Below are 20,694 nucleotides of genomic sequence, written 5' to 3'. Positions count from 1 at the left end.
TATGGGACTTAGAGAAACTTTTAAACCGGGCGAGGGGTGGGTTTCTTTTGATGAGGAGCTTAAACAACTGCAAGAAAAGGCGTCTAGGGGTAAGGCACTTTCTCCTTCCGAATCTTCACGGCTTAAGGAATTAATAGGGCAGTTGAAAACACAAAAGAAAGCAGAACCAGGCGGCGCAGCGGGATATTTATAATAATGGATAAATCAACTCCTGAAAAAAGTACCCCCAAGAAGATTGGTCTCACCTCGGTCAGTATTTATAATTTATGGTGATTTGCAATTTAAAGACCCTCCGGCATTAGTTACCGAAGGGCCATGATTTGTCACCTAACTGGTGGTTCATCTACGTTTTCAACGGTCGTCTGTAGCGGAACCACTTTGGTTATTTTTTCTCAGTGTATACCTTTGGAAAGCTTTGATTGCCCACGCTATGCTCGCCCACGTTATTGCTAATCCAAGAAGAGAGTACCAAACTACCAAAAAATAGGGATGGACGCCGTGTAGGTCAATATAAAACGGCAACGAGGCAAGTAGTATGCAAAGAAGCATTATAAAGGGGTATTTTTCCATCTCTGCACCCCGCTTCAGTACTAAAGAAAGTATAACAAAAATCAATAATGAGTCAAGACTCTGTAAAAAATCAGTCAGCGCCAGAAAAGAAACTTCTCAAAATCGGCAAGATCGTCGTTGATCGCAATCTTTGTATTGGGGCGGCATCTTGTATTGCGGTTGCGCCGGGAGTTTTTGAATTGGATTCCGAAAATAAAGCGGTGGTTTATAATGATAAAGGAGCGGACGATGAAACCATACTTTTGGCGGCCAAATCTTGTCCCACGCAGGCGATTTTAATTTTTGACGAGGAGGGAAACCAGATTTTTCCGTAGGGCTTTGTCCAAAATTTTGAGAATCAAAATTTTGGTTACAAAACCTACGCCCCGCACTAATTTGAATACATGCCCACAAGATAGATAATCGAGCCGAAGGCGTACCCGCGAGTGTTGCAGCAATAAAGAAGTACTCAGGTCGAAATTAGTGCGTGGGCATAATCTGTTCATCGTGAAATTGTCAACATAATCAAACCAAAGCTATGTCTTACGAACCAAAAAATTACGATCACCTTCTCGGCACGGCCGGCTTTAGCGACCAATTATTGAAAAATCACTTCACTCTTTATCAAGGGTATGTTGCCAATACCAATAAACTGCTTGAGGAACTAAGCGAATTAACAGCATCCGGCAAGACCGGTACGCCGGCATATGCGGAACTCAAACGACGTTTTGGCTGGGAGTTTAACGGTATGCGGCTGCATGAATTATATTTTGGAAATATGACCAAAGGCGGCGGCACCGCTGACCAGAGCTCCGATTTTTATAAAAGGCTCGTTGAAGACTTCGGAAGTTACGAGAACTGGGAAAAAGATTTTAAGGGAACTGGTACCATGCGCGGTATTGGCTGGACAATTCTTTACTACGACTCGGAGGCTAACCGCATGTTTAACGTCTGGGTTAATGAGCATGATTTCGGACACCTTGTAGGGGCAAAACCCCTTCTAATTTTAGACGTTTTTGAGCACGCCTATATGCTGGATTACGGTCTTAAGAAAACTGACTACATCGAGGCATTTTTTAAGGCGATTGACTGGAAGGTAACTATGGAGAGATTTAGGTAGTTTCCGTATGTTGAGAGAAGCAGGAAAAATGGAGTTGACGCCGGAAACAGGGGATGGCTCAAAAGGTTCAAAAGAAACCCGGGAAAAGTTAGTTGTAAGCAAAATCTATCAGCTTATCCACCCCGATTTCGATGTGGGCTATTACGGTCAGGGTGCAAGTAACCCCCGTCACAAAAATTTACGCAGTCTTTGGGAGGAGAAAATCAATCAAATTGTACGAGAACCAGACTCTATACTTTTTTATGTTTCTGCCTTTCCGATTGAAGCTTTTCAAGTGCGCGCCAAAGTAAAAAGGGGTGAGGTTATCGCGGGTGCAGCAGAGAAGTGGGCCGTATTTATCAAGGATGTTGAGCGTGACCTTACGCGTATACTAGAAGCCAAGAAAAAACTGGGTCGGCGGTTAATCCTTCTTTTTACACAGGACCAAAGAAACGACCCGTGGTTTGATAAGCAAAGAGAAAGATTGAAAAAAATCTTGGAAGCTAAATCAATTGAAATTCCGCCCCGCACCCCGATTAGTTGTTTTGGTGAGTACTTTGAGGAGTGTGTAGATAAAGAAGTTAAAAAACTTGGTTTAATACTTGGCAGCCCGGACTTTGTCGTTGGCGCGCCGGAATACGTTGAAAAAATTCCAGAACTTTCTTTAAGCGTTGAGGACCCGGATTCTTTTGTGTCGCAATTTTTATAAAAAGAAAATTAATTATTATGGATCAAAAAATTGAAGCAGTACTTAATGAAATTCGTCCCATGCTCGCGTGGCACCGCGGCGATATTGAATTTGTAAAGTTTGAAGACGGAGTGGTTTATGTGCGTCTCCTTGGAACTTGTCAGGGCTGTCCTTTATCGCAGCTTACCCTGAAAGGCGGCGTAGAAGAACTTCTGAAATCAAAGATTAAAGAGGTAAGAAAGGTAGAGGCAGTATTATAGCTTGACGTACAGTACAATTTGATGTAAAATTACATTGGATTAGGCCCTTAACAAAAAGGTTAGAAAATGCCGGAACCCCTTATTGTTGCTGTTCCTCGCGAAATTATGCCCTGCGAGGGACGCGTGCCTATTTTTCCAGACACCATCCCCCTGCTTAAAAAAGCAGTTACTGAACGCAGGATCAAGTTTGTTGTGGAGGAGGGTCTTGGCAGGTCTTTGGGTATTAAATATCAATACTGGCGACCGGAGGCCATGGTAGCAAGGGATAAAGATATTTTGTATCGCGCGGCCGACATAGTGCTTAAAGTCAAGCAGCCATTTCCTGAAGAAATAGAGTTTTATCGGGAAGGCCAAGGACTAATTTGTTTTCCTCATGTTCACGCCAACAAAGAAACTGTAGGTAAACTTCTGGCAAAGGGAGTTAAAATACTGCCCTATGAGTACTATCCTACTCGTCACGATCCGCACATACTTTCAACAATGAGCAGGGAAGCGGGGCACAGGATAGTAGATCTTCTCAACGAACACCAAGGCAGGACTTGGCGCAATACTCACATATTTTTTGGAGGAGCACGGGGCGTCGTGTGCAGGCATGCGATTGCCGCGGCTCTTGAGGCTGGAGTTCCCACAAGCAAGATCCACGCTTTTGATATTGTTTCCGGTCTTTTCAAGGATCCGGAAAGCGGGGCGACTTACGAGACTTTAAGTACAGAAGACAGTGGGGCCCTTGAAAAGGCATTGAAAAAATGCGGGATACTGGTGCTCGCGGCAGTTACCAAGGGTTTTGGTGCTCCAAAATTTTTGAAAAGATCGCACCTAGAGTTTCTACCCAATGACGCATTTATTCTTCAGGTGTCCATTGACGAGGGTGGAAACATTGACGATGAGGAGTTTTGTCAGCTGACCTTTGGACATAAACCCATTTATACGGTTGTGCGCGGGATAACCGGTTTACTTTGGTCCAAGCCCAGACGCATTACCGTATGCAATCTGCCTGATATCCCCGGCATTATCAGACCGGAAGAATCCAGCAGGTCTTTGATAAACGCCTCTTTCCCTTATCTTGTTGAAATTTTGCAAACTTGGCCCGATGTCCCAGATAAATATCTGGTTAAGATTTTCTGACTTTTAACAATATTTACCCGTGAGATATCTATCTCGCGGGCTTGTTTTTTTGACAAAACAGAGTATCATAGACCATAAGTTCTTTGACGCAAGCGGGTAGGCGCAGTGGAGAAAAAACCTCCCTTCAACTTCGCATCATGGCTCGTTTGGGTTGCGGTCGCACTTTTTATGTTTATGGCTATACAGAGTTTCAAGGGTACAACTCCGAGCATTTCTTACACCGACTTTCTAAAACAAATAGAGACAGGTGGGATTGTTGAAATCAGGATAAAAGCAGACAGTCCAAGCGTAAGGGCCTATACCAAAGACGGCCAATGGGAATCAGTGGTGGTGCCTGCGCAGGATAAAGATTTCTTTCCTCTAATCAAAAGTAAAAATATAAGGATACAGTCGGAAGAAACTTCTTGGTTGACAGGACTTTTATTCGCATGGATTCTGCCGATGGCGGCATTATTTATCCTATGGCAATTTCTGATGCGCAAGCTGGGGCAGCCGGGTGGAGGATTGGCATCTTTAGGTAAAAGCAGGGCTAAAATTTATATTGATAAACGTCCCGGAGTTAGTTTTGCCGACGTGGCTGGAGTGGACGAATCTAAGGAAGAACTGGAGGAGGTTATTGAGTTTTTGCGCAATCCCCAGAAATTCCAGCGCTTGGGAGCAAAAATTCCCAAAGGAGTGTTGTTGGTGGGTCGTCCCGGAACCGGCAAGACGCTTCTTGCCAAGGCCGTGGCTGGCGAAGCCAGCGTTCCTTTTATCTCCATAGCCGGGTCTGACTTTGTTGAGATGTTTGTGGGACTTGGGGCAGCACGGGTACGGGATCTGTTTAGTGAGTCTTTAAAGCTTGCCCCTTGTATTGTATTTATTGATGAGCTGGATGCGGTGGGAAAGGCGCGCAGTTTTGGAATCATGGGAGGACACGAAGAGCGCGAACAGACTTTAAACCAGCTTTTGGTAGAGATGGACGGTTTTGAACCCAATAGCGGCGTTATCGTTGTGGCCGCAACCAATCGGCCGGAAATACTGGATCCTGCGCTTCTTCGTCCCGGAAGGTTTGATCGGAAAATAGAGATTCCGGTTCCGGACCTAAGAGGACGAGAAGCAATTCTTAAAATTCATACGCAGAAAGTAACCCTTGCCCAAGATGTTGACTTAGTTACCATTGCCCGCGGCACGCCGCTCTGGGTGGGAGCAGACCTTGCTAACTTGGTTAATGAAGCTGTTATTGTTGCCGTAAGAAACGACAGAGACCGGGTTTCCATGGCTGATTTTGAGCAGGCCAAGGATAGGCTGATAATGGGCGCAGCTTTAAAAAACCGGGTAATATCGGGAAGAGAAAAAGAAGTCGTGGCGCACCACGAAGCAGGACATACTGTGGTAGCGGCTTTTCTAAAAGAAGAGGGCGCAGACCCGATTCATAAAGTAACCATTGTCCCGCGCGGTATGTCCCTTGGCAGCACGCATCAGTTGCCGGAGGCAGATCGTTATATAGCTTCTGAAAAAGAACTTAAGGCGCGGCTGGCTGTGCTTTTGGGCGGACGCTTGGCCGAGGAACTTATTTTTAGTGAGATATCAACCGGCGCGAGTGATGATCTCAAGAGGGCCACTGATCTTGCGCGGCGTATGGTGACAGAATTTGGCATGGGTTCTTTGGGGTTGCGAACATTGGTTTCCGAGGAGCAGCCCAAATTCCTTCCGGTTGCCCAGTCGCAAACAGTTGAAGCTTCGGAAGCCCTGTGGCAGAAAGTTGACGAGGGAATAGACGTGTTGCTTAAAGAGCAGAGAGAAAGAGTCAGCAGTATTTTGGTTGAAAAAAAAGCGGCCCTAAAACGTATTGCCAGCGAACTTCTGGAAAAAGAAGAAATAGACGGGGCACGTGTTCAGGTGCTCATGAGAGACTCCGCTTAGGCGGGGTTCTTTGTTTCTTTTGTGCCGGAAACGACACCGTACTATTTAACATAAGTGTTATGATATGTTATTATTTGTCATATGGATGAAAATCAACCTACCACCAGACAAATTGTAATTTTTACCGTTGTTTTAAGTTTTATCGTGGCTGTTATAGGTACAATTCTCACTTTAGGTACGGTGGGGCCGCTTTTTAGTCAGGAAATGCCCGGCGGGGAGCCTTTCTTTTTTAACCGGCCGCAAAAAATTCTTGAAAAAATAACAGAAAAAATAAGCAACAATACCGAGATTCAGGAAAAAATTTTGCGGCAAGACGAGCTGGTGGTGCGGGTGGTGGAAGAATCATCCCCGGCCGTGGTTAGCGTGGTTGCCTCCAAAGACGTTCCGGTGGTAGAACAATTTTTTATTGATCCTTTTGGCGATGATCCGTTTTTCCGTCAGTTTTTTGGAGACGGTTCGGGTTTTAGTATTCCGCAGTTCAGACAAAAGGGGACAAAAAGAGAAGAGGTGTCCTCCGGAACCGGCTTTATCGTGTCTTCGGATGGATTTATAGTCACTAATAAACATGTTGTTGCGGATAAAGATGCGGACTACACCGCTTTGATGAATGACGGACGCAAGGTTCCGGCCAAAGTTCTGGCGCGGGATCCCCTGCAGGATCTAGCGGTATTAAAAATTGATGGGACCGACCACCCCTTGCTTAAATTTGGAGATTCGTCACGCGTGAAAATTGGGCAAAGCGTTATTGCGATCGGCAACGCCTTGGGAGAGTTTAGGAACACGGTATCAGTAGGAATTGTATCTGGCTTGCAGCGCTCGGTGGTTGCATCCGGCGCGCCCACTGGTCCCGAGATGCTCCAGGAGTTAATCCAAACGGATGCCGCTATAAATCCAGGAAATTCCGGCGGTCCGCTTTTAAACCTAAGGGGCGAGGTTATCGGCATAAATACGGCCGTGGCCCGCGGTGCGGAAAACATCGGCTTTGCCATCCCGGTCAATAAAGTAAAACGCGCGCTGGAAAATGTCCGAACGCACGGAAAAATTATTTATCCGTTTCTGGGAGTGCGCTATATTGCGGTCACCAAGACTTTGGCCGAAAAAGAAAAACTGGGTAGAGACTACGGCGCGCTTCTTAAGGGGAGCGAGACCGAATACGCGGTTATACCTGGTAGTCCTGCGGGTCGCGCGGGATTACGCGCCGGCGACATTATTTTGGAGTTAAATGGCGAGCGGATTGATCAAGAACAAACTCTGGCTTCTCTTATACAAAAATATCAGGTTGGAGCAGAGATCACCCTTAAGGTTTTTCGCGAAGGAAAAGAGTTTGAGGTAAAAATAAAGTTGGAAGAGAGGAAATAACTCAAAACCCCGCCCCAAAGGCGGGGTTTGCATTTCACTTTTTCCGTAATTATGTTATCTTATGGTTGACTCCTTTAGTTAGGTTCAGCCATGACCAACGATGTTAATGGAAAACGGGTGTTGATGCGTGTTGATTTTAACGTGCCCCTTGAAGGCGGCAGAGTTGTTGATGATTTTCGGATTGCGGTTACGCTCCCGACCATTAAGGGGTTTCTGGCAGGCGGAGCGCAGTTGCTTTTAGCAACACACCTGGAACAAGATAAAGAAATTCCACATCTGGAAGCGGTACATAAAGTGGTTGAAGATTTGCTTGGGGAGCCGGTGCGGTTTTTACCGGGTTTGGTTGGCGAGCCGTATGACTTGGAGGAACGAGTTGTTCTCTTTGACAATTTACGTCTTAACCCGGGAGAAAAAGCAAACGACTTGGAATTTGCAAGACTTCTTGCTTCTTGGGGTGAACTTTATATTAACGAAGCTTTCTCGGTGTCACATCGTCCCCACGCCTCTATTGTGAGCGTGCCGCGTTTTTTGCCATCGGGATTTGGATCTTTGTTTCAGCGCGAAGTTAATAATTTGTCTAAGGCATTTGACCCCCTGCATCCATTCCTTCTCATCCTAGGGGGGAAAAAGTTTGATACTAAAACGCCGCTTCTGGAAAATTTAATCAAAACAGCAGACGTTGTGTTTATCGGCGGCTCGATTGGCAATTCTTTTATGGCCGCACGCGGCCTAAGGGTGGGTCGCTCCCGAGTTGAGCCGATCTCCTTACCCAAAGAGATTCTTTGGGGTAAAAAAATAGTATTGTCCGAAGACGTGGTAGTGGAACGGGAGAAAAAAGTACTCAAACCGGAAGAAGTAACCGATAACGACATTATATATGACGTGGGTCCGCAAACCGTAGAGGCGCTTCTTGCCGTCGCTAAAACCAGCAGTTTTATTTTATGGAATGGAACCTTGGGCTGGTGCGAGGGTGGTTACGACGCGGGAACGCTAGCCTTAATGGCAGGACTGGGTTGGGTACAAGCATACCGTATCGCCGGAGGGGGTGACACGGTTGCCGCGATCCATAAGTCCCGCCTTGAAGGGAATTTTAATTTTATTTCCACGGGCGGAGGGGCCATGCTTGAATTTTTGGCTGAGGGTACTTTGCCCGGGATTGAAGCAGTAAGAGAAAGCGGCGCTCACTAGCGCTGCTTTATATTTTATCCCCCACCTTCCCAGAATACCCCGCTGGAAAGGTGGGGGGATTTATGCTAAAATTAGGATATAATGCTCGTAGAGGGTTTTATGGCCGAAAAAGAACCTAAAAAAATCGCAGTACTTTATCATGCCGAATGTAATGACGGTTTTGGCGCTGCTTTTGCCGCTTGGAAAAAGTTTGGGGAGAGCGCAGAATATATACCGGTTTATCATCAGACTCCGCCTCCGGCGGGACTTGCAGGTAAGGATGTTTTTACCCTTGATTATAGTTACCCCAAAGATATTGTGCAGGAGCTTTTGGGTCAGGTCCGTTCTTTAACAATTGTTGATCACCATAAAACTAATCAGGAAACGGTAGAACTTGCTACACAGCATCTTTTTGACCTTGAACACTCCGGAGCGGTATTGGCTTGGATGTATTTCCACCCGGAAAAGCCGCTTCCCAGACTCTTTCAGCACATTGAAGATTATGATCTCTGGCGATTTCGTTTCCCGCAAACACGCGCCTTGGGGATTTTTCTTGATTCTTACCCAAGAGATTTTGAGCGCTGGATGCGTTTTCTACAGGATACCCAAACCGAGGCGGGTCTTGCCCAATACGTTCAGGAGGGCGAAGTCCTGCTTCGTTATAGGAATATGTTGGTGGAGCAGACCGCGGCCCATGCTCAACTTGTTGAGTTTTGCGGATATCGGTGTCTTGCCGTCAATTCTGCAATTTGGGCTTCAAGTCTAGGGTCCTTTTTGGTTAAGAAGCTGCCGCCCCTGGCTATAGTTTGGTATTGGAATAAAGATGTAATGGTGTTTAGTCTGCGTTCCGACGGAACCGCTGATGTGGCTGAACTTGCCCAGCGTTTTGGCGGCGGAGGGCATAAAGATGCTGCAGGTTTCCGGCTTCCCCCTGGCTCGCCTCTGCCCTTTACCATGATCGCGCCCCGTTACAAGTAGTATTTTAGCGGCCCCCGGCCGCTATTGATTTTGACAAAAAATTTGATATACTATGTCTAGCTTCTTAGCTTTTAGCTTGTAGCTTTCTAGGTTAAATTCAATGAATGCTAAATTACGCTAGTTTCCTATAAGCTAGGAAGCTAAAAGCTTGTATATGCCGCCTTTTCAACAATTTACCATTAAAGCCCAAGAGGCGCTTAAAAAAGCGCATGATTTGGCCCTGGAAAGATCACATCAGCAAATTGATGTGCTGCATTTGTTTGCCGCGCTTGTGCTTCAGGAAGAAGGCACGGTGGATGCCATTTTGGAAAAACTTGAAATTGATATACCGTCTTTTATTGACAGGCTTTTGGAGACGCTGGATGCCATGCCGCGAGGGGCCATGATTGCCACCCCCTTGGGACAGGTTTATTTGACGCAGGACCTTGCCAAAATAATTGAGCAGGCTCATCGTGAGGCCGCGCAGTTAAAAGACGAATTTATTTCCACCGAGCATCTTTTTCTCTCCCTGCTTGAAGTTCCTTCCCGCGCCAAAGAAATTTTGGATCGCGAGGGTTTGAATAAAGAAATTGTTTTGCGCGCCTTAGCCGAGTTAAGAGGCGGGCAGAGGATTACGGATATGGAACCGGAGACTAAATATAATGTAGTGGAAAAATACGCGCGCAACTTGACCCGTCTTGCTCGTCAGGAAAAACTTGATCCGGTAATTGGCCGGGATGAAGAAATCAGGCGCGTGATGCAGGTCTTGTCGCGCCGCACCAAAAATAATCCGGTGTTAATTGGCGAGGCCGGAGTGGGGAAAACCGCGATTGCCGAGGGTTTGGCCGAGCGCATTGTTTCCGGAGACGTGCCAGAGACACTGAAAGATAAAGAGTTGATAGCCATTGATCTTGCGGCCATAATTGCCGGAACAAAATATCGCGGAGAATTTGAGGACAGACTAAAAGCAATTCTGCGCGAAATTGAGCGCAGTCAGGGCAAATACATAATTTTTATTGACGAGCTGCATACTTTGGTTGGCGCAGGAGCAGCCGAGGGCGCGATTGATGCTTCCAATATGCTAAAACCGGCTCTGGCGCGGGGTGAACTGCATGCTATTGGCGCAACCACCCTTAAAGAATATCAGCGCCATATTGAGCGGGATCCGGCCCTGGCGCGGCGTTTCCAGCCGGTTTATGTGGATGAGCCGAGCGTGGACGATACCGTTGCGATTTTGCGTGGGCTAAAACCAAAGTACGAGGCGCACCACGGAGTAAAAATTACAGATGGGGCACTGGTGGCCGCGGCCCAGCTTTCATCCCGCTACATCACGGATAGGTTTTTGCCGGATAAGGCCGTTGATCTGATGGATGAGGCGGCTTCTTCTTTGAGGCTGGAAATGGATAGTCTTCCTAAAGAACTTGATGACTCCCGCCGCAAAATAATGAAACTGGAGATTGAAAAGGAAGCCTTAAAAAAAGAGCACGATAAAAAATCCCGCGAGCGCCTTAAAAAAATTGAGTCGGATATTACCGGACTTCAAAAGAGCACCGAGGATTTTGAAAAATCATGGAAAGAAGAAAAAGAAACCATTGCCAATGTCCGCGTTTTTAAAAAAGACCTTGACTCTACACGTCAGGAATCTGATATTGCGGAGCGTGCAGGAGAGTTTGGAAAGGTGGCCGAGCTTCGTTATGGTAAAATCCCTCAGCTTGAGAAAAAACTTCATGATACAGAAAAACAACTGATAAAACTGCAGAATTCGCGTCACCTCTTGCGTGGGGAGGTGGTGGAGGATGATATCGGTACAATTGTGGCTCGCTGGACCGGGATTCCGGTTACTAAAATTTTGGAATCTGAAGCATCTAGGCTTCTTAAAATTGAAGAAGAGCTCAAAAGACGCGTCATTGGTCAGAATGAGGCCATACAAAAAATTGCCAATGCCGTCCGGCGCTCCCGCGCGGGGATTGCCGAGGAAAATCGTCCGATCGGTTCCTTTATATTTCTCGGTCCTACGGGCGTAGGGAAAACTGAACTAGCCAAGGCCTTGGCCGAATCTCTTTTTTCGGATGAGAAGTCTTTAATCCGCGTGGATATGTCCGAATATATGGAGCGCCACACTGTTTCTAAATTTATTGGTTCTCCCCCGGGTTACGTTGGGTATGAAGAGGGCGGACAACTGACTGAACTTATTAAACATCGGCCTTATGCGGTTGTGCTTTTTGATGAAATTGAAAAAGCACATCCGGATGTTTTCAATATCCTGCTGCAGATTCTGGACAATGGCCGTCTGACTGATGCCAAGGGCCGCACCATAAACTTCAAAAATACGATTATTATAATGACTTCCAACATTGGCGGCGAGTATGCGCAGGAACTTGGACGAATCGGATTTATGGGGGCTGACGAAGACACGCGGGAGAGAGAAGAAGGAGATATGAAGGAGAAAATCCGTAAGGCCCTGGAGCGCCATTTCCGGCCGGAGTTTCTGAACCGGCTGGACGAGATTATTATTTTCTCTTCGCTCACTCCGGCTGTAATTCAGAAAATTGTGGAGATACAGCTGGAGCGGGTTAAAAACAGGATGGGAATGCGTGAAATTACGGTTTCTTTCACCCCGGAGCTTAAAAAATTCGTATCCGATAAGGGATACGACCCTCAGTATGGCGCACGGCCGCTTAAACGCGCCATCCAAACTTTTATTCTTGATCCTATGGCGCAGGAGATTATCGGCGGGAAAATTAGCGGCGGCGACTCTGTGCTGGTTGATGTGAGAGATGGAGGGGTTACATTCTCAAAAAACGTTAAAAAAACTAACAACCGCACGCGAATTGCGGCAGGGGCAAAATAATAGGCGGCTATCCAGAAGGATAGCCGCGAAGGTGATGATGATGTGCGCTTGGTGCGCTATTTTTTGTTTTAACGAACTAAGTGGGGGGAGATTGACGTCGGTGTGGACCAGAGGCGATTAGGTCGCCGGGCCTTTAGAGTTGTGGTCAGACACTCGCGCCAATCCCCACGTTGTTTATTTTTTCAAACGACGCAAGTTTTGTCAAAGGGGGTTATCCACACCCATATAATAGGTGGTGGGGGCGGGTTTAATATCTCGTAGGAAGGTGTGGGGATTTATTTTTCTTGAATCTTGGAAACTGAAATGCGGATGGGCAACGATCATTTAACGGGCATAAGTCGCATCGCGGATCTTTGGCGGTGCAAATTGCGCGGCCATGATCAATTAAAAGATAAGTGATTTTAAACCAATCCTTTTTGGGAATGAGGGCCATTAAGTCCTGCTCAATTTTTACCGGATCGTCTGTTGCTGAAAGCCCGAGACGTTGCGCCAATCTTCGCACATGCGTATCTACCGCAACTCCTTCCACCACTCCGTAAGCATTGCCCAAAACTACATTAGCGGTTTTTCGCGCCACGCCTTTTAACGTTAACATTTCAGCCATCGTGCGCGGAACTTTTCCGTTAAATTTTTCTTTAATGATTTTAGCGGTGGCTAAAATGTTTCTTGCCTTGGCGCGATAGAATCCCGTAGGACGGATTATCTTCTCTAATTCGCGCGAATTAGACTTCACATAGTCGTTCGGTGTCCGGTACTTCTTGAAAAGACGCGCGGTAACTTCATTTACCTTTTTATCGGTGCACTGGGCAGATAAAATCACGGCCACCAAAAGTTCCCACGGGCTGGAAAAATTTAAAATTATTTTGGCGTCAGGGTACTTTTTCTTAAGACGCCGGATAACTACTTGAGTACGTTTCTTTTTACGTTCTGCTGACTCTTTTTTGAAATTAGTTTCCATAGACGACTTCATTATATAAATACTAGCCCGATAGGGCTAGCGAATGCAGCAAAATGATTTTAGTTTTTTTTCAAAAAGTGAAAGAATCCAGTCTGTGTCTTCTATGCCGCAGGACACACGGATCAGGCCGTCAGTAATACCCATCTCCAGACGCTTTTTTCTGGGAATAGTGGAGTGCGTCATTACTGCCGGGTGCTGAAAAGTGGTATTGGCTGACCCCAGACTTACCGCCAGAGCAATCTCTTTGGCCATGTCTTCAGAAAAGCGGAAGGCGGCCTCAAGACTGCCGATGTCAAAGGACACCACGCAGCCAAAACCATTAGTGCCGTCACGCATTTTCATTTGAAAATATGAAATAAGGTTTTGGGGGTGTGAAATTAGTCCCGGATAGTGGGTCGTAAATCCCATATCTTCCAGAAGGTGGGCCAGAGCAAGAGCATTTAGGTTTTGTTTACGCACCTCTTTTTCCAGAGTTTCCATGTTGGCCAGAGCTCGTTTGGCCAGTGGAGGCGAAAAAGTTCCGCCGCAAGTCATGTAATAAGAACCAATGAGCATATCAAAGGTAAGTCCCCGGAATTCTTTCCAGCGGCGCAGTTTGGGCTGAATAATTTCTTCACGCCAACTAGTGGAACCGCCCAAGAAAAGTCCGCGATCAAAATATTTGGTAAGAGATTCAAACGAAATATCACAGCCCCATTCCAGCGGTCTTTGGTTATAAGGCGAGGCAAAGGTATTATCAATGGCAAGGATTATGCCCAGTTTTTGAGCAAGGAAGACCAAGGGCGCAAGAAAAATAACCGGAACTTGGGGGTTAGCAGGCGTTTCCCCAATAAAAATTTTCGTGGTTTTATCAGTGAGAGCCTCAACCGCAGTCAGAAGCTGACGATCCGAGTATGCCCCCAGTTTATGCAGATTAAGGTATCGTACGTCAATGCCTATTTTTTTTAGCTGTTCCAGTTTGTGATAAGTGCTGGTATAACAGGGTTCGGCGGCGATTAGGGAGTCGCCCGGGCGAAGCAAGGCGTCAAGGGTAGTGGTGATGGCGGCCATACCAGAAGAAAAAACAAGAGTGTGTGAACCGTCCTCAAGTTGAGTTAACGCGCGTTCCAGCTCCGCGTTGTCCGGATGCGAGTGCGGAACGCGGGTATAGTTAGGAAGCTGGGGTTTGCCTTTTTGCGTATCCTCAAATTCCTTCAGGCCCTTAAACCAAAAAGTGTTGGTCCATTCAGGGGGTTGATGTGTAGCTCGTTTTCGTGCTTTTTCAAGGTTCATTTACAGCCTCCTCACAGTACAATTTAATTCTACAATTAGTATATTAGAAAGTCAACCACCTTGACTTTTTTTGTAACCTAGTTAAAATTAAGTAAAGTCCGGCTTAGGAATAAAGGAGAAAGATGCCGCGTTGCGTCGCCCCCAAAGCGCCATGGGTCAAGTGCTGGATTTGCCTCAAACCCACCAAGACGTGTGAGCGTAAGAGGCCTAAATATGGTTATGATTATAGTTGTCCTGCGCATCCTGACGTTGGTCAGTTGTCCGGCATCAAAAGATGGGTCTGCTCGTATGACTGTTGGGAACTGGCCTGTAGGATTTTGGAGAAAAGGGGTAAAAAAGAGCAGCCCTTTTGAGGGAGTAATAAGTAATAGCGGCCCCACGGGTCGCTATCTTTTTTTATAAAATTTTTCTTGATTGTAGCGCTGTATGGCCTTGTTGTCTCTTTCCGCAAAATTGCTAATCCCTCCCAAAAATCCTACTGCCGTTGAAAAAAGGCCAAGAGCATATACCACATAGCCCAGAAGTAAGATAAGCAGCGCCAGTCTTACTATAAATTTTCGCACTGCACTGATCCTTTGTCGGGGTGACTCTCTACTATATTATATTTTAAAATGGCCGCGAATTCAAGCACGGAAAAACAATTATCAACTCCTGTGAGTGTTCGGATTCAGGGCTCCGTGTAGCCACTGCTATCTTTCCAAATAGTACAACTTTTGGACGAAAAATCAAGGCGACTCGGGGTGTTGGGTTGCTAAACTGATTATTTTGTTTATCTGCGGAAGTTTATATCCTCCACTAATAAGCTTTTTCGACAAGTTTTTATGTTGGTCTGCTGACAAAGAAAGCGGAAGGGCCCCCAGTTTTCTTAGACGTTCAAGGTAGGCGTCTGTCTCCCCTCTTAAAACAAGAAGCGCAATACTTAATTCGTCGACAATGTCCGCGTTACTCATGTTATAAAAGTCCTCCGGTGGTTTGATAACACTAAGCCATTCTTCCATTTCCCGTCTCATAGTCTCAAGGTACTCTTTTAGTTCATGGTCTAAGTTATCAAGATTCCATTTTTGTGGTCTTCGCAAGGCCAGTTTCAGGTAATTTACCCAAGGCTGGACAATACCCCAAAGCACTGCCTCTTTAATATCAGGATTTGTTTTTATTTTCTCGGCTATTTCCGGACTAAATTTGTCATAGGCCCTGAAGTATTCCGTAAAAAACATGTTACCCCAGCGGGTTTTTCTTAAGATATTGTCTCGTAGGCCCTGAAGCATTTTGACTTCAGGGTGCAGAGCTGTCCCATACACCGCGGTAGTAATAAAACAATCGCTTTCCATGGTGTAGTCGTATTTTACACCAAATCTGACAACGCACCCTCCGCCTCCGCAACCTACGCAGGGAAGAGAAACACTAAAAGTTATTTCGGCGCGGCTTCCGTTATCAGAAGAAGCTGAAGGGGTAAGTGGCGTGGGCGTTGGTTGGTTAAGGTCCCCGGAACAGTCAAAAAGCGCGCCCTCGTGGGCGGTTATTGTGGGATCGGGCGTGCTCTTGCCCTTTTGGTAGTGAACAGAAAGTTCTAAGGTTTTAGAACGGCATTCACCTGTAATTTCACAAGTGCAAGACGCGAATACTCTATAGGTCAGTTCCAGCGATTCAAAGTCGCCGCTTTTGGCGGCCGATTCCGGCTCGGCAATAGTTGGTGGAGGCACAAAGGTCCAGCCTTCGGCAGTTAGATCGGTGATTGCGTCACTGCCGCTGGTCCTGTCAACGTCAACCGGTGGTTGGCCCGCAATTTTATACCTCAGCTTAATTTTTGTGGGGATGAGTTGGCAACGACATGGTGGGGTATCGGGACAGCTGTTAAAAAACTCAAAATTTGTTATTGCTTTATAGTTGGCCATATATTTTTACTTATTTTTAAATAGATACTTAATAATACCATAAATGGATTTTTATGGAATCAGGTTTGCTGGTACGGTATTGGTGGTATTGCCTTCAAAAATAATTCCTCCGCCGTTGGAAACTGAAGAGCTGCCGTCTGCCTCAATAGCGACGGTATTGTTTTTAAAAGTTGTATTTTTAATAGATGGCGAGGAGGAGACAAGAGAAAGTCCCCGCGAACTTGCCGAGCTTTGATGGTTTTGGACAAGAGAGTCGCTGATGGTTGTGGTGGTGGAGTTGGTAAGGAGGATGCCCGCCGAAAGATTATTTTCAACAACAGAGTTTTTAATTTCTGTGAGCGAGCCGCCGCCCACCACAATTCCGGATGCCTGATTATCATGCGTATTATTTTTAATAGTGCTTGATTGGATGCTGGCCGAAGCATTGTTGAACCACAAGCCATAAACTCCAGCCTCTTCAATAGTTGAGTTTTTAATCACTACTGATCCGGCGCTGGATCTTATATTGGCCCAGAAATTTGAGGAGGAGTCTTTTACGCCGCCGTAGCGGACAAGGGTTTGATCAAATGATCCGCTTCCCGCGATTTTTATTGTTCCCCAGTCTCCGTATTGCGGCGTGGTCGCGGCGGCGTCCTGATTCATGTCGCCGCCGTAGCTATCATCTTTGAAAGAAGTAAAGACAATTTTATCGGTAGAGGTTCCTTCGGCTTTTAGGGTTCCGTTTATAATAAGAGCCGATGCGCCGTTATAAAATTTTACGACCACGCCCGGATCTATAGTGAGGGTTATGCCGCTATTAACTATATAATCGGTAGTAACAAGATACGGGCCGCCGGATTTTTTGAGGGTTTTATTTTGCGCGAGCGTTGAGCCGTCTTTGGTAATTAAATAATTTATGCTGTTGCGCTTGCCCGGCGTGCCGTTTATAGCCGCGTTATCCGCGTTTTTCCCATTGGCTAAAAATCCTCCCCACGAATTCCAATTTGACGCGTCAGTTCCGGAAGATAGGGGTTCGTAGCGCTCCATGGTCAGGTATTGTCCGCCAGCCACACCCGCGCACCAGCCGCCGCAGGTTGAAATTTCCGGAGTTTTATCAATAGTGGTTGAGGCATAAAGAAGCTCCACTACCTCGCCGCTATTTTCCAGGGCGCCGGTGTAGGTTTGGTGCGCAGTTATATCGGAGATGGTGTTATCGTCGGTTCTTTCAAGGATAAGGAAACTTTTTGCGCCAATGCTGCCGGAGAGTTGTATATAGGGTGTCTGATCAGTTTCGGAGCGCAGCACCCAATTGGCAAGATTTATTGTTTTATCCGTTGTGTTGTGGATCTCCAACCATTCGTCGCTAGATCGGGTGGCTGATGTTCCCATCCAGGCGATTTCGTTAATAATCAACGGCCGCGAGATTATTTCTACGGTTTTAGTTTCGGTTGGGCTTACGTTTCCTCGTATATCCACGGCGCGGGCCTTGAACGTATAGATAGTATTATCGCCGGGCACGCTGTAGGTCGTGGTGGTGGCGTTGGTTTGCGAGATATTGAAGTTTTGGCATGCGGAGCCGTTGGCTTCGCATTCCAGTAAAAAGTGACTCAACTCCGGGTCGGTGGAGGACCACTCCAGGTTCAGGGTTGTTTTAGGGGTGAGGCAGGATGACGATGAGAGGGACTGGCCGCATTCATTTATAGTAAGGGATATTTGGGGACCGGTGGTGTCTATAAATACGGTCCGCGACTTGCTTTGGGATTTATTTCCCGCCTCGTCCTTTGCAGAAAAGTCTATAGTAGTAGTTCCCTGCGGCAGAGGACCCAGAGTTAATGACCAGTTTTCGTCATCAGCCACCTTGACGGTGTTTGCAGAGAAGCTGTTGATGACGGTTGTCTTTCTTTCTGCTCGGCCGCGGAAAGTAATGGTGGTTGTGGCAAAAATAAGGTTATCTTGGGAGGGTTCGGTAATGATGTGAGGGGGACTCGGCGGTTCGTCGTCTTTTCTTCCTCCACCGGCGCCGGCAATAGGAAGAAAGGAAGAGGTGTTTGCTGATGGCTTGGGTTGAGTAGGGGATAGCGGCGGTTGTTTAGTTTCTGCGGGTGGGGGTGTTTGTTTTGAGGTTTCTACTGCTGTCACTGTAGGAGGCGAGACCTCAGCGGGTTTAACTTTCGGTGGTTCAAGAACTGATGGTGTTTCTATAATGGTGGTTGAGGTTTCTCCTCCTTTTGGAGGCGAGACCTCGGTAGTTACTTTTTCCTCCAAATCCTCCAGCTTGGGGGTTATCCCGTAAAGTACGTTAGCGGTTTTAAACGAGTCTCGCTTAAATTTGTCAATTTGTTTTCCCAGCCACGAGCGATTTTTATTGTATAGGGCCCGCGTTTGTTTTTCTTTCTCCACCTCATCAAAGAAAAGTTTTACCACTCCGGCGCCGTTCAGCACGGCTTGTTTGGAGAGAAGGGACCAGTAGTCGGAGAGGATTTTAAGGTCCGGATCCTTTAACGAATATTCAGGATCTTGCCAGGGACTTTCCTTGATTTGTATGAGTCTAAATTTATTGCCTTTCGAATCTTCCCCATAACCAAATGAGTAGTTTCTGCCGTCACTTAATTTCTCTATTCCTTTTTCAATAACAGTAGGGGAAATGTACTCTTTTGAAAATATTGTGTCTTTACTGAAAAAATAGTTATTTGAATAGGAAGCTGACTTATTAAAATAGTCGTCTAGACTATTCAGAATAATAAGTTTTTCGTCGGCTATCTCTCCAGGATTTATTGTTTGTCTATCAAATTTTTTAGTCCAGTTCTCATAGGGGCTTCCCCAGTCTAAAATCGGTGGATGCGGATCATTTCTGGAGTGATCCGGCACAGTTGCATCTTCAATCAGATGCAGGATATGTCCAAGCGAAAGAAGACCCCATTTTTTATTTCCCCATGCATATTCATAAATCCCTCGTTCCCAAGAATAATCGGTTTTTGAACCAAAAAGTGGCCCAAGTGTTCCACCAAGACTTTTTGCCTCAAAACCCACATCATATTTTGCTTGCGCGAGCGTATTCTGTCCCCAATCTTTTGAGCTTCGCCATTGTCGTACTAGCGATAAACCGCGATTATAAACGGGGTCATAAAAGTGATACATCCATCTTGCTCCGGCGTCCTCGTCAATACTTCCCTGAATAATATATTCCGTGTCCTCATCCGAAATCTTTAAATCTTTAGATTTTAAATTAAAGAACTTGACTATTTCTTGAGTAAGCGCTGGATGCGTTGTTTTTTCATCATAGGCAAATCCAAAAAGAGGGAGCACAAAAAGTGTCCCTCCCAATAGGTAATACATTATCAATTTTAAAGTTCGTAAATTTTCCATTTCTTACTATACGGATTTTTACCGACTATCAACTGAACAGAGACAACATTTGCCTCGTTGGTTGTAACATAGAAGACCTCTTCTGGCTCTTCTTTTGATTTTTCTAATCTCTCCAAATCTCTTATCATATCCTTTAGCAACCCTTTCTCCTTAATCTTTGCCAAATCCTCTTTCCACTCCTCCTGTTTATCCAAAATAAAATACCGAGCCGCAAGGTCAGTATCTCCCTTTTTCAAAGCATCAATAAAAAGCCGAAGAGTTTCTTCCGGCGTATCACCGCCAAAAGTATCTTCGGCATATTTTTTCGTAATTTCCTTTGTATATTTAATCGCCTGATACTCCTCGCTATTTATATACCGCCAGTACTGAATTCCGTACCAAACCCCGCCCCCAATCAAAATAATTCCCAACACAGGCACCAGAAATCTTAAGAGGCTTTTAAACATACCCGCATGCTATCAGTAGGACCTTCGTACGTCAAGTCCCCCATCTCTATAGAGGTCCGACCTCTATAGTTAATCTTCAAGGGTATATCGCCCCAACAGATTTATATTATCAACTAACCACTCGTGGACAAAAGACTCGTATTCTTGTTTTGGCAGGAATAGTTCTTTGATAAGTTCCACGTTTAGCAAATGAGGAAAATGTGGTGTATTCAGATAGTCACGGTAACTTGACCACTTATACTCTTTTACAAATTTGTGTGTTTCTTTGGCTTTAAGTATACCTACTTTTTTCCATTTTGGTTCAATAAGCTCGGCTGGATTGAGATGGATGTAGCGAGTCAGATGGGAAAGATAGCCTTCATTATCAATTAATATAGATTTGTAGCCGCCTTGAAATAAGACACCGCTTCTTTGCCTTTTTGTATTAAAATACATCGTGTAACCGGTGCCAATTTTTTGCATAAATAATGGCATACCGTTCTCTTTTCTTGGTTTTAGTATTAAATGATAGTGATTCGGCATAAGACAAAAACAAATAATATCAACAAGCTGATCTCGTTCTTTATTTACTATAGAGGTCGGACCTCTATAGTGAAATTGGGAATTTAGAAGTTGGGCAGTATCATTGCACGCAAAAAGAAGATATAAGAATCTATGGTAATCTGAGTTATTCAGAAAAACATCTCTCTTCTCTACGCCCCTGTTATAAACATGATAGTATTTGTCTTCTGGTACCTGTTGGTTGTGCATATCTTTTACTCTATAGAGGTCCGACCTCTATAGTCAAGTGGTGATTTGACATGTTTTCTGGCTTACAGGTA

The 20,694-nt window shown here is 45.7% G+C and carries 18 protein-coding genes; 11 read left to right on the top strand and 7 right to left on the bottom strand.

Annotated elements, in window-relative coordinates:
* Position 1 precedes the first annotated feature (1 nt).
* From HYW89_01020 to clpB, 11 genes are all read left to right on the top strand, one after another.
* A complete protein-coding gene (locus HYW89_01020; GenBank protein ID QQG45506.1) occupies positions 2-193 on the top strand; it encodes a hypothetical protein in 192 nt (63 codons plus the stop codon).
* Positions 194-617: 424 nt separating this feature from the next.
* On the top strand, positions 618-884 hold the full coding sequence (locus HYW89_01015) for a ferredoxin (protein ID QQG45505.1): 267 nt from the start codon (positions 618-620) through the stop codon (positions 882-884).
* Between the two features lie 203 nt (positions 885-1,087).
* A complete protein-coding gene (locus HYW89_01010) occupies positions 1,088-1,669 on the top strand; it encodes a superoxide dismutase (protein QQG45504.1) in 582 nt (193 codons plus the stop codon).
* A gap of 7 nt (positions 1,670-1,676) precedes the next feature.
* Entirely contained in the window at positions 1,677-2,357 is a 681-nt protein-coding gene (locus HYW89_01005; protein QQG45503.1) for a hypothetical protein, read from the top strand.
* Positions 2,358-2,374: 17 nt separating this feature from the next.
* On the top strand, positions 2,375-2,596 hold the full coding sequence (locus HYW89_01000) for a NifU family protein (GenBank protein ID QQG45502.1): 222 nt from the start codon (positions 2,375-2,377) through the stop codon (positions 2,594-2,596).
* 66 nt (positions 2,597-2,662) lie between these two features.
* Positions 2,663-3,721, top strand: coding sequence for a hypothetical protein (locus HYW89_00995; GenBank protein QQG45501.1), 1,059 nt, complete (start codon positions 2,663-2,665; stop codon positions 3,719-3,721).
* 168 nt (positions 3,722-3,889) lie between these two features.
* Positions 3,890-5,626, top strand: a complete 1,737-nt coding sequence (ftsH, locus tag HYW89_00990) for an ATP-dependent zinc metalloprotease FtsH (protein QQG45500.1) — start codon at positions 3,890-3,892, stop codon at positions 5,624-5,626.
* Between the two features lie 204 nt (positions 5,627-5,830).
* The gene (locus tag HYW89_00985) at positions 5,831-6,985 is read left to right on the top strand and encodes a trypsin-like peptidase domain-containing protein (GenBank protein QQG45748.1); all 1,155 of its coding nucleotides are present in this window, start codon (positions 5,831-5,833) and stop codon (positions 6,983-6,985) included.
* Between the two features lie 90 nt (positions 6,986-7,075).
* Positions 7,076-8,173, top strand: coding sequence for a phosphoglycerate kinase (locus HYW89_00980; protein ID QQG45499.1), 1,098 nt, complete (start codon positions 7,076-7,078; stop codon positions 8,171-8,173).
* A 99-nt stretch (positions 8,174-8,272) separates the two neighbouring features.
* Positions 8,273-9,130 carry a hypothetical protein gene (locus HYW89_00975; GenBank protein ID QQG45498.1) on the top strand — a complete coding sequence of 286 codons (858 nt, stop codon included), beginning with the start codon at positions 8,273-8,275 and terminating at the stop codon, positions 9,128-9,130.
* 154 nt (positions 9,131-9,284) lie between these two features.
* Positions 9,285-11,960, top strand: coding sequence for an ATP-dependent chaperone ClpB (gene clpB, locus HYW89_00970; protein ID QQG45497.1), 2,676 nt, complete (start codon positions 9,285-9,287; stop codon positions 11,958-11,960).
* A gap of 247 nt (positions 11,961-12,207) precedes the next feature.
* On the opposite strand, the gene nth is transcribed toward clpB, so the two are convergent.
* The 7 genes from nth to HYW89_00935 all read right to left on the bottom strand — a co-directional run bounded on the left by nth (position 12,208) and on the right by HYW89_00935 (position 20,623).
* Positions 12,208-12,918: an endonuclease III gene (nth, locus tag HYW89_00965; protein QQG45496.1), complete on the bottom strand. Its 711-nt coding sequence runs from the start codon at positions 12,916-12,918 to the stop codon at positions 12,208-12,210.
* Between the two features lie 36 nt (positions 12,919-12,954).
* On the bottom strand, positions 12,955-14,190 hold the full coding sequence (locus HYW89_00960; protein QQG45495.1) for a PLP-dependent transferase: 1,236 nt from the start codon (positions 14,188-14,190) through the stop codon (positions 12,955-12,957).
* 386 nt (positions 14,191-14,576) lie between these two features.
* On the bottom strand, positions 14,577-14,753 hold the full coding sequence (locus HYW89_00955) for a hypothetical protein (protein QQG45494.1): 177 nt from the start codon (positions 14,751-14,753) through the stop codon (positions 14,577-14,579).
* Positions 14,754-14,915: 162 nt separating this feature from the next.
* Positions 14,916-16,082 carry a hypothetical protein gene (locus HYW89_00950; GenBank protein QQG45493.1) on the bottom strand — a complete coding sequence of 389 codons (1,167 nt, stop codon included), beginning with the start codon at positions 16,080-16,082 and terminating at the stop codon, positions 14,916-14,918.
* A 51-nt stretch (positions 16,083-16,133) separates the two neighbouring features.
* Complete coding sequence (locus HYW89_00945) at positions 16,134-19,397, bottom strand: right-handed parallel beta-helix repeat-containing protein (protein ID QQG45492.1); 3,264 nt, start codon at positions 19,395-19,397, stop codon at positions 16,134-16,136.
* An 8-nt stretch (positions 19,398-19,405) separates the two neighbouring features.
* Positions 19,406-19,873: a hypothetical protein gene (locus tag HYW89_00940; GenBank protein QQG45491.1), complete on the bottom strand. Its 468-nt coding sequence runs from the start codon at positions 19,871-19,873 to the stop codon at positions 19,406-19,408.
* Between the two features lie 69 nt (positions 19,874-19,942).
* On the bottom strand, positions 19,943-20,623 hold the full coding sequence (locus HYW89_00935) for a transposase (protein QQG45490.1): 681 nt from the start codon (positions 20,621-20,623) through the stop codon (positions 19,943-19,945).
* Between the last annotated feature and the right edge of the window lie 71 nt (positions 20,624-20,694).

Source organism: Candidatus Sungiibacteriota bacterium (assembly GCA_016432465.1).
GTDB lineage: Bacteria > Patescibacteriota > Minisyncoccia > Sungbacterales > HO2-52-23.
Note: the sequence above shows the minus strand (reverse complement) of the source record. Positions and strands in the feature narration are given on the sequence as shown.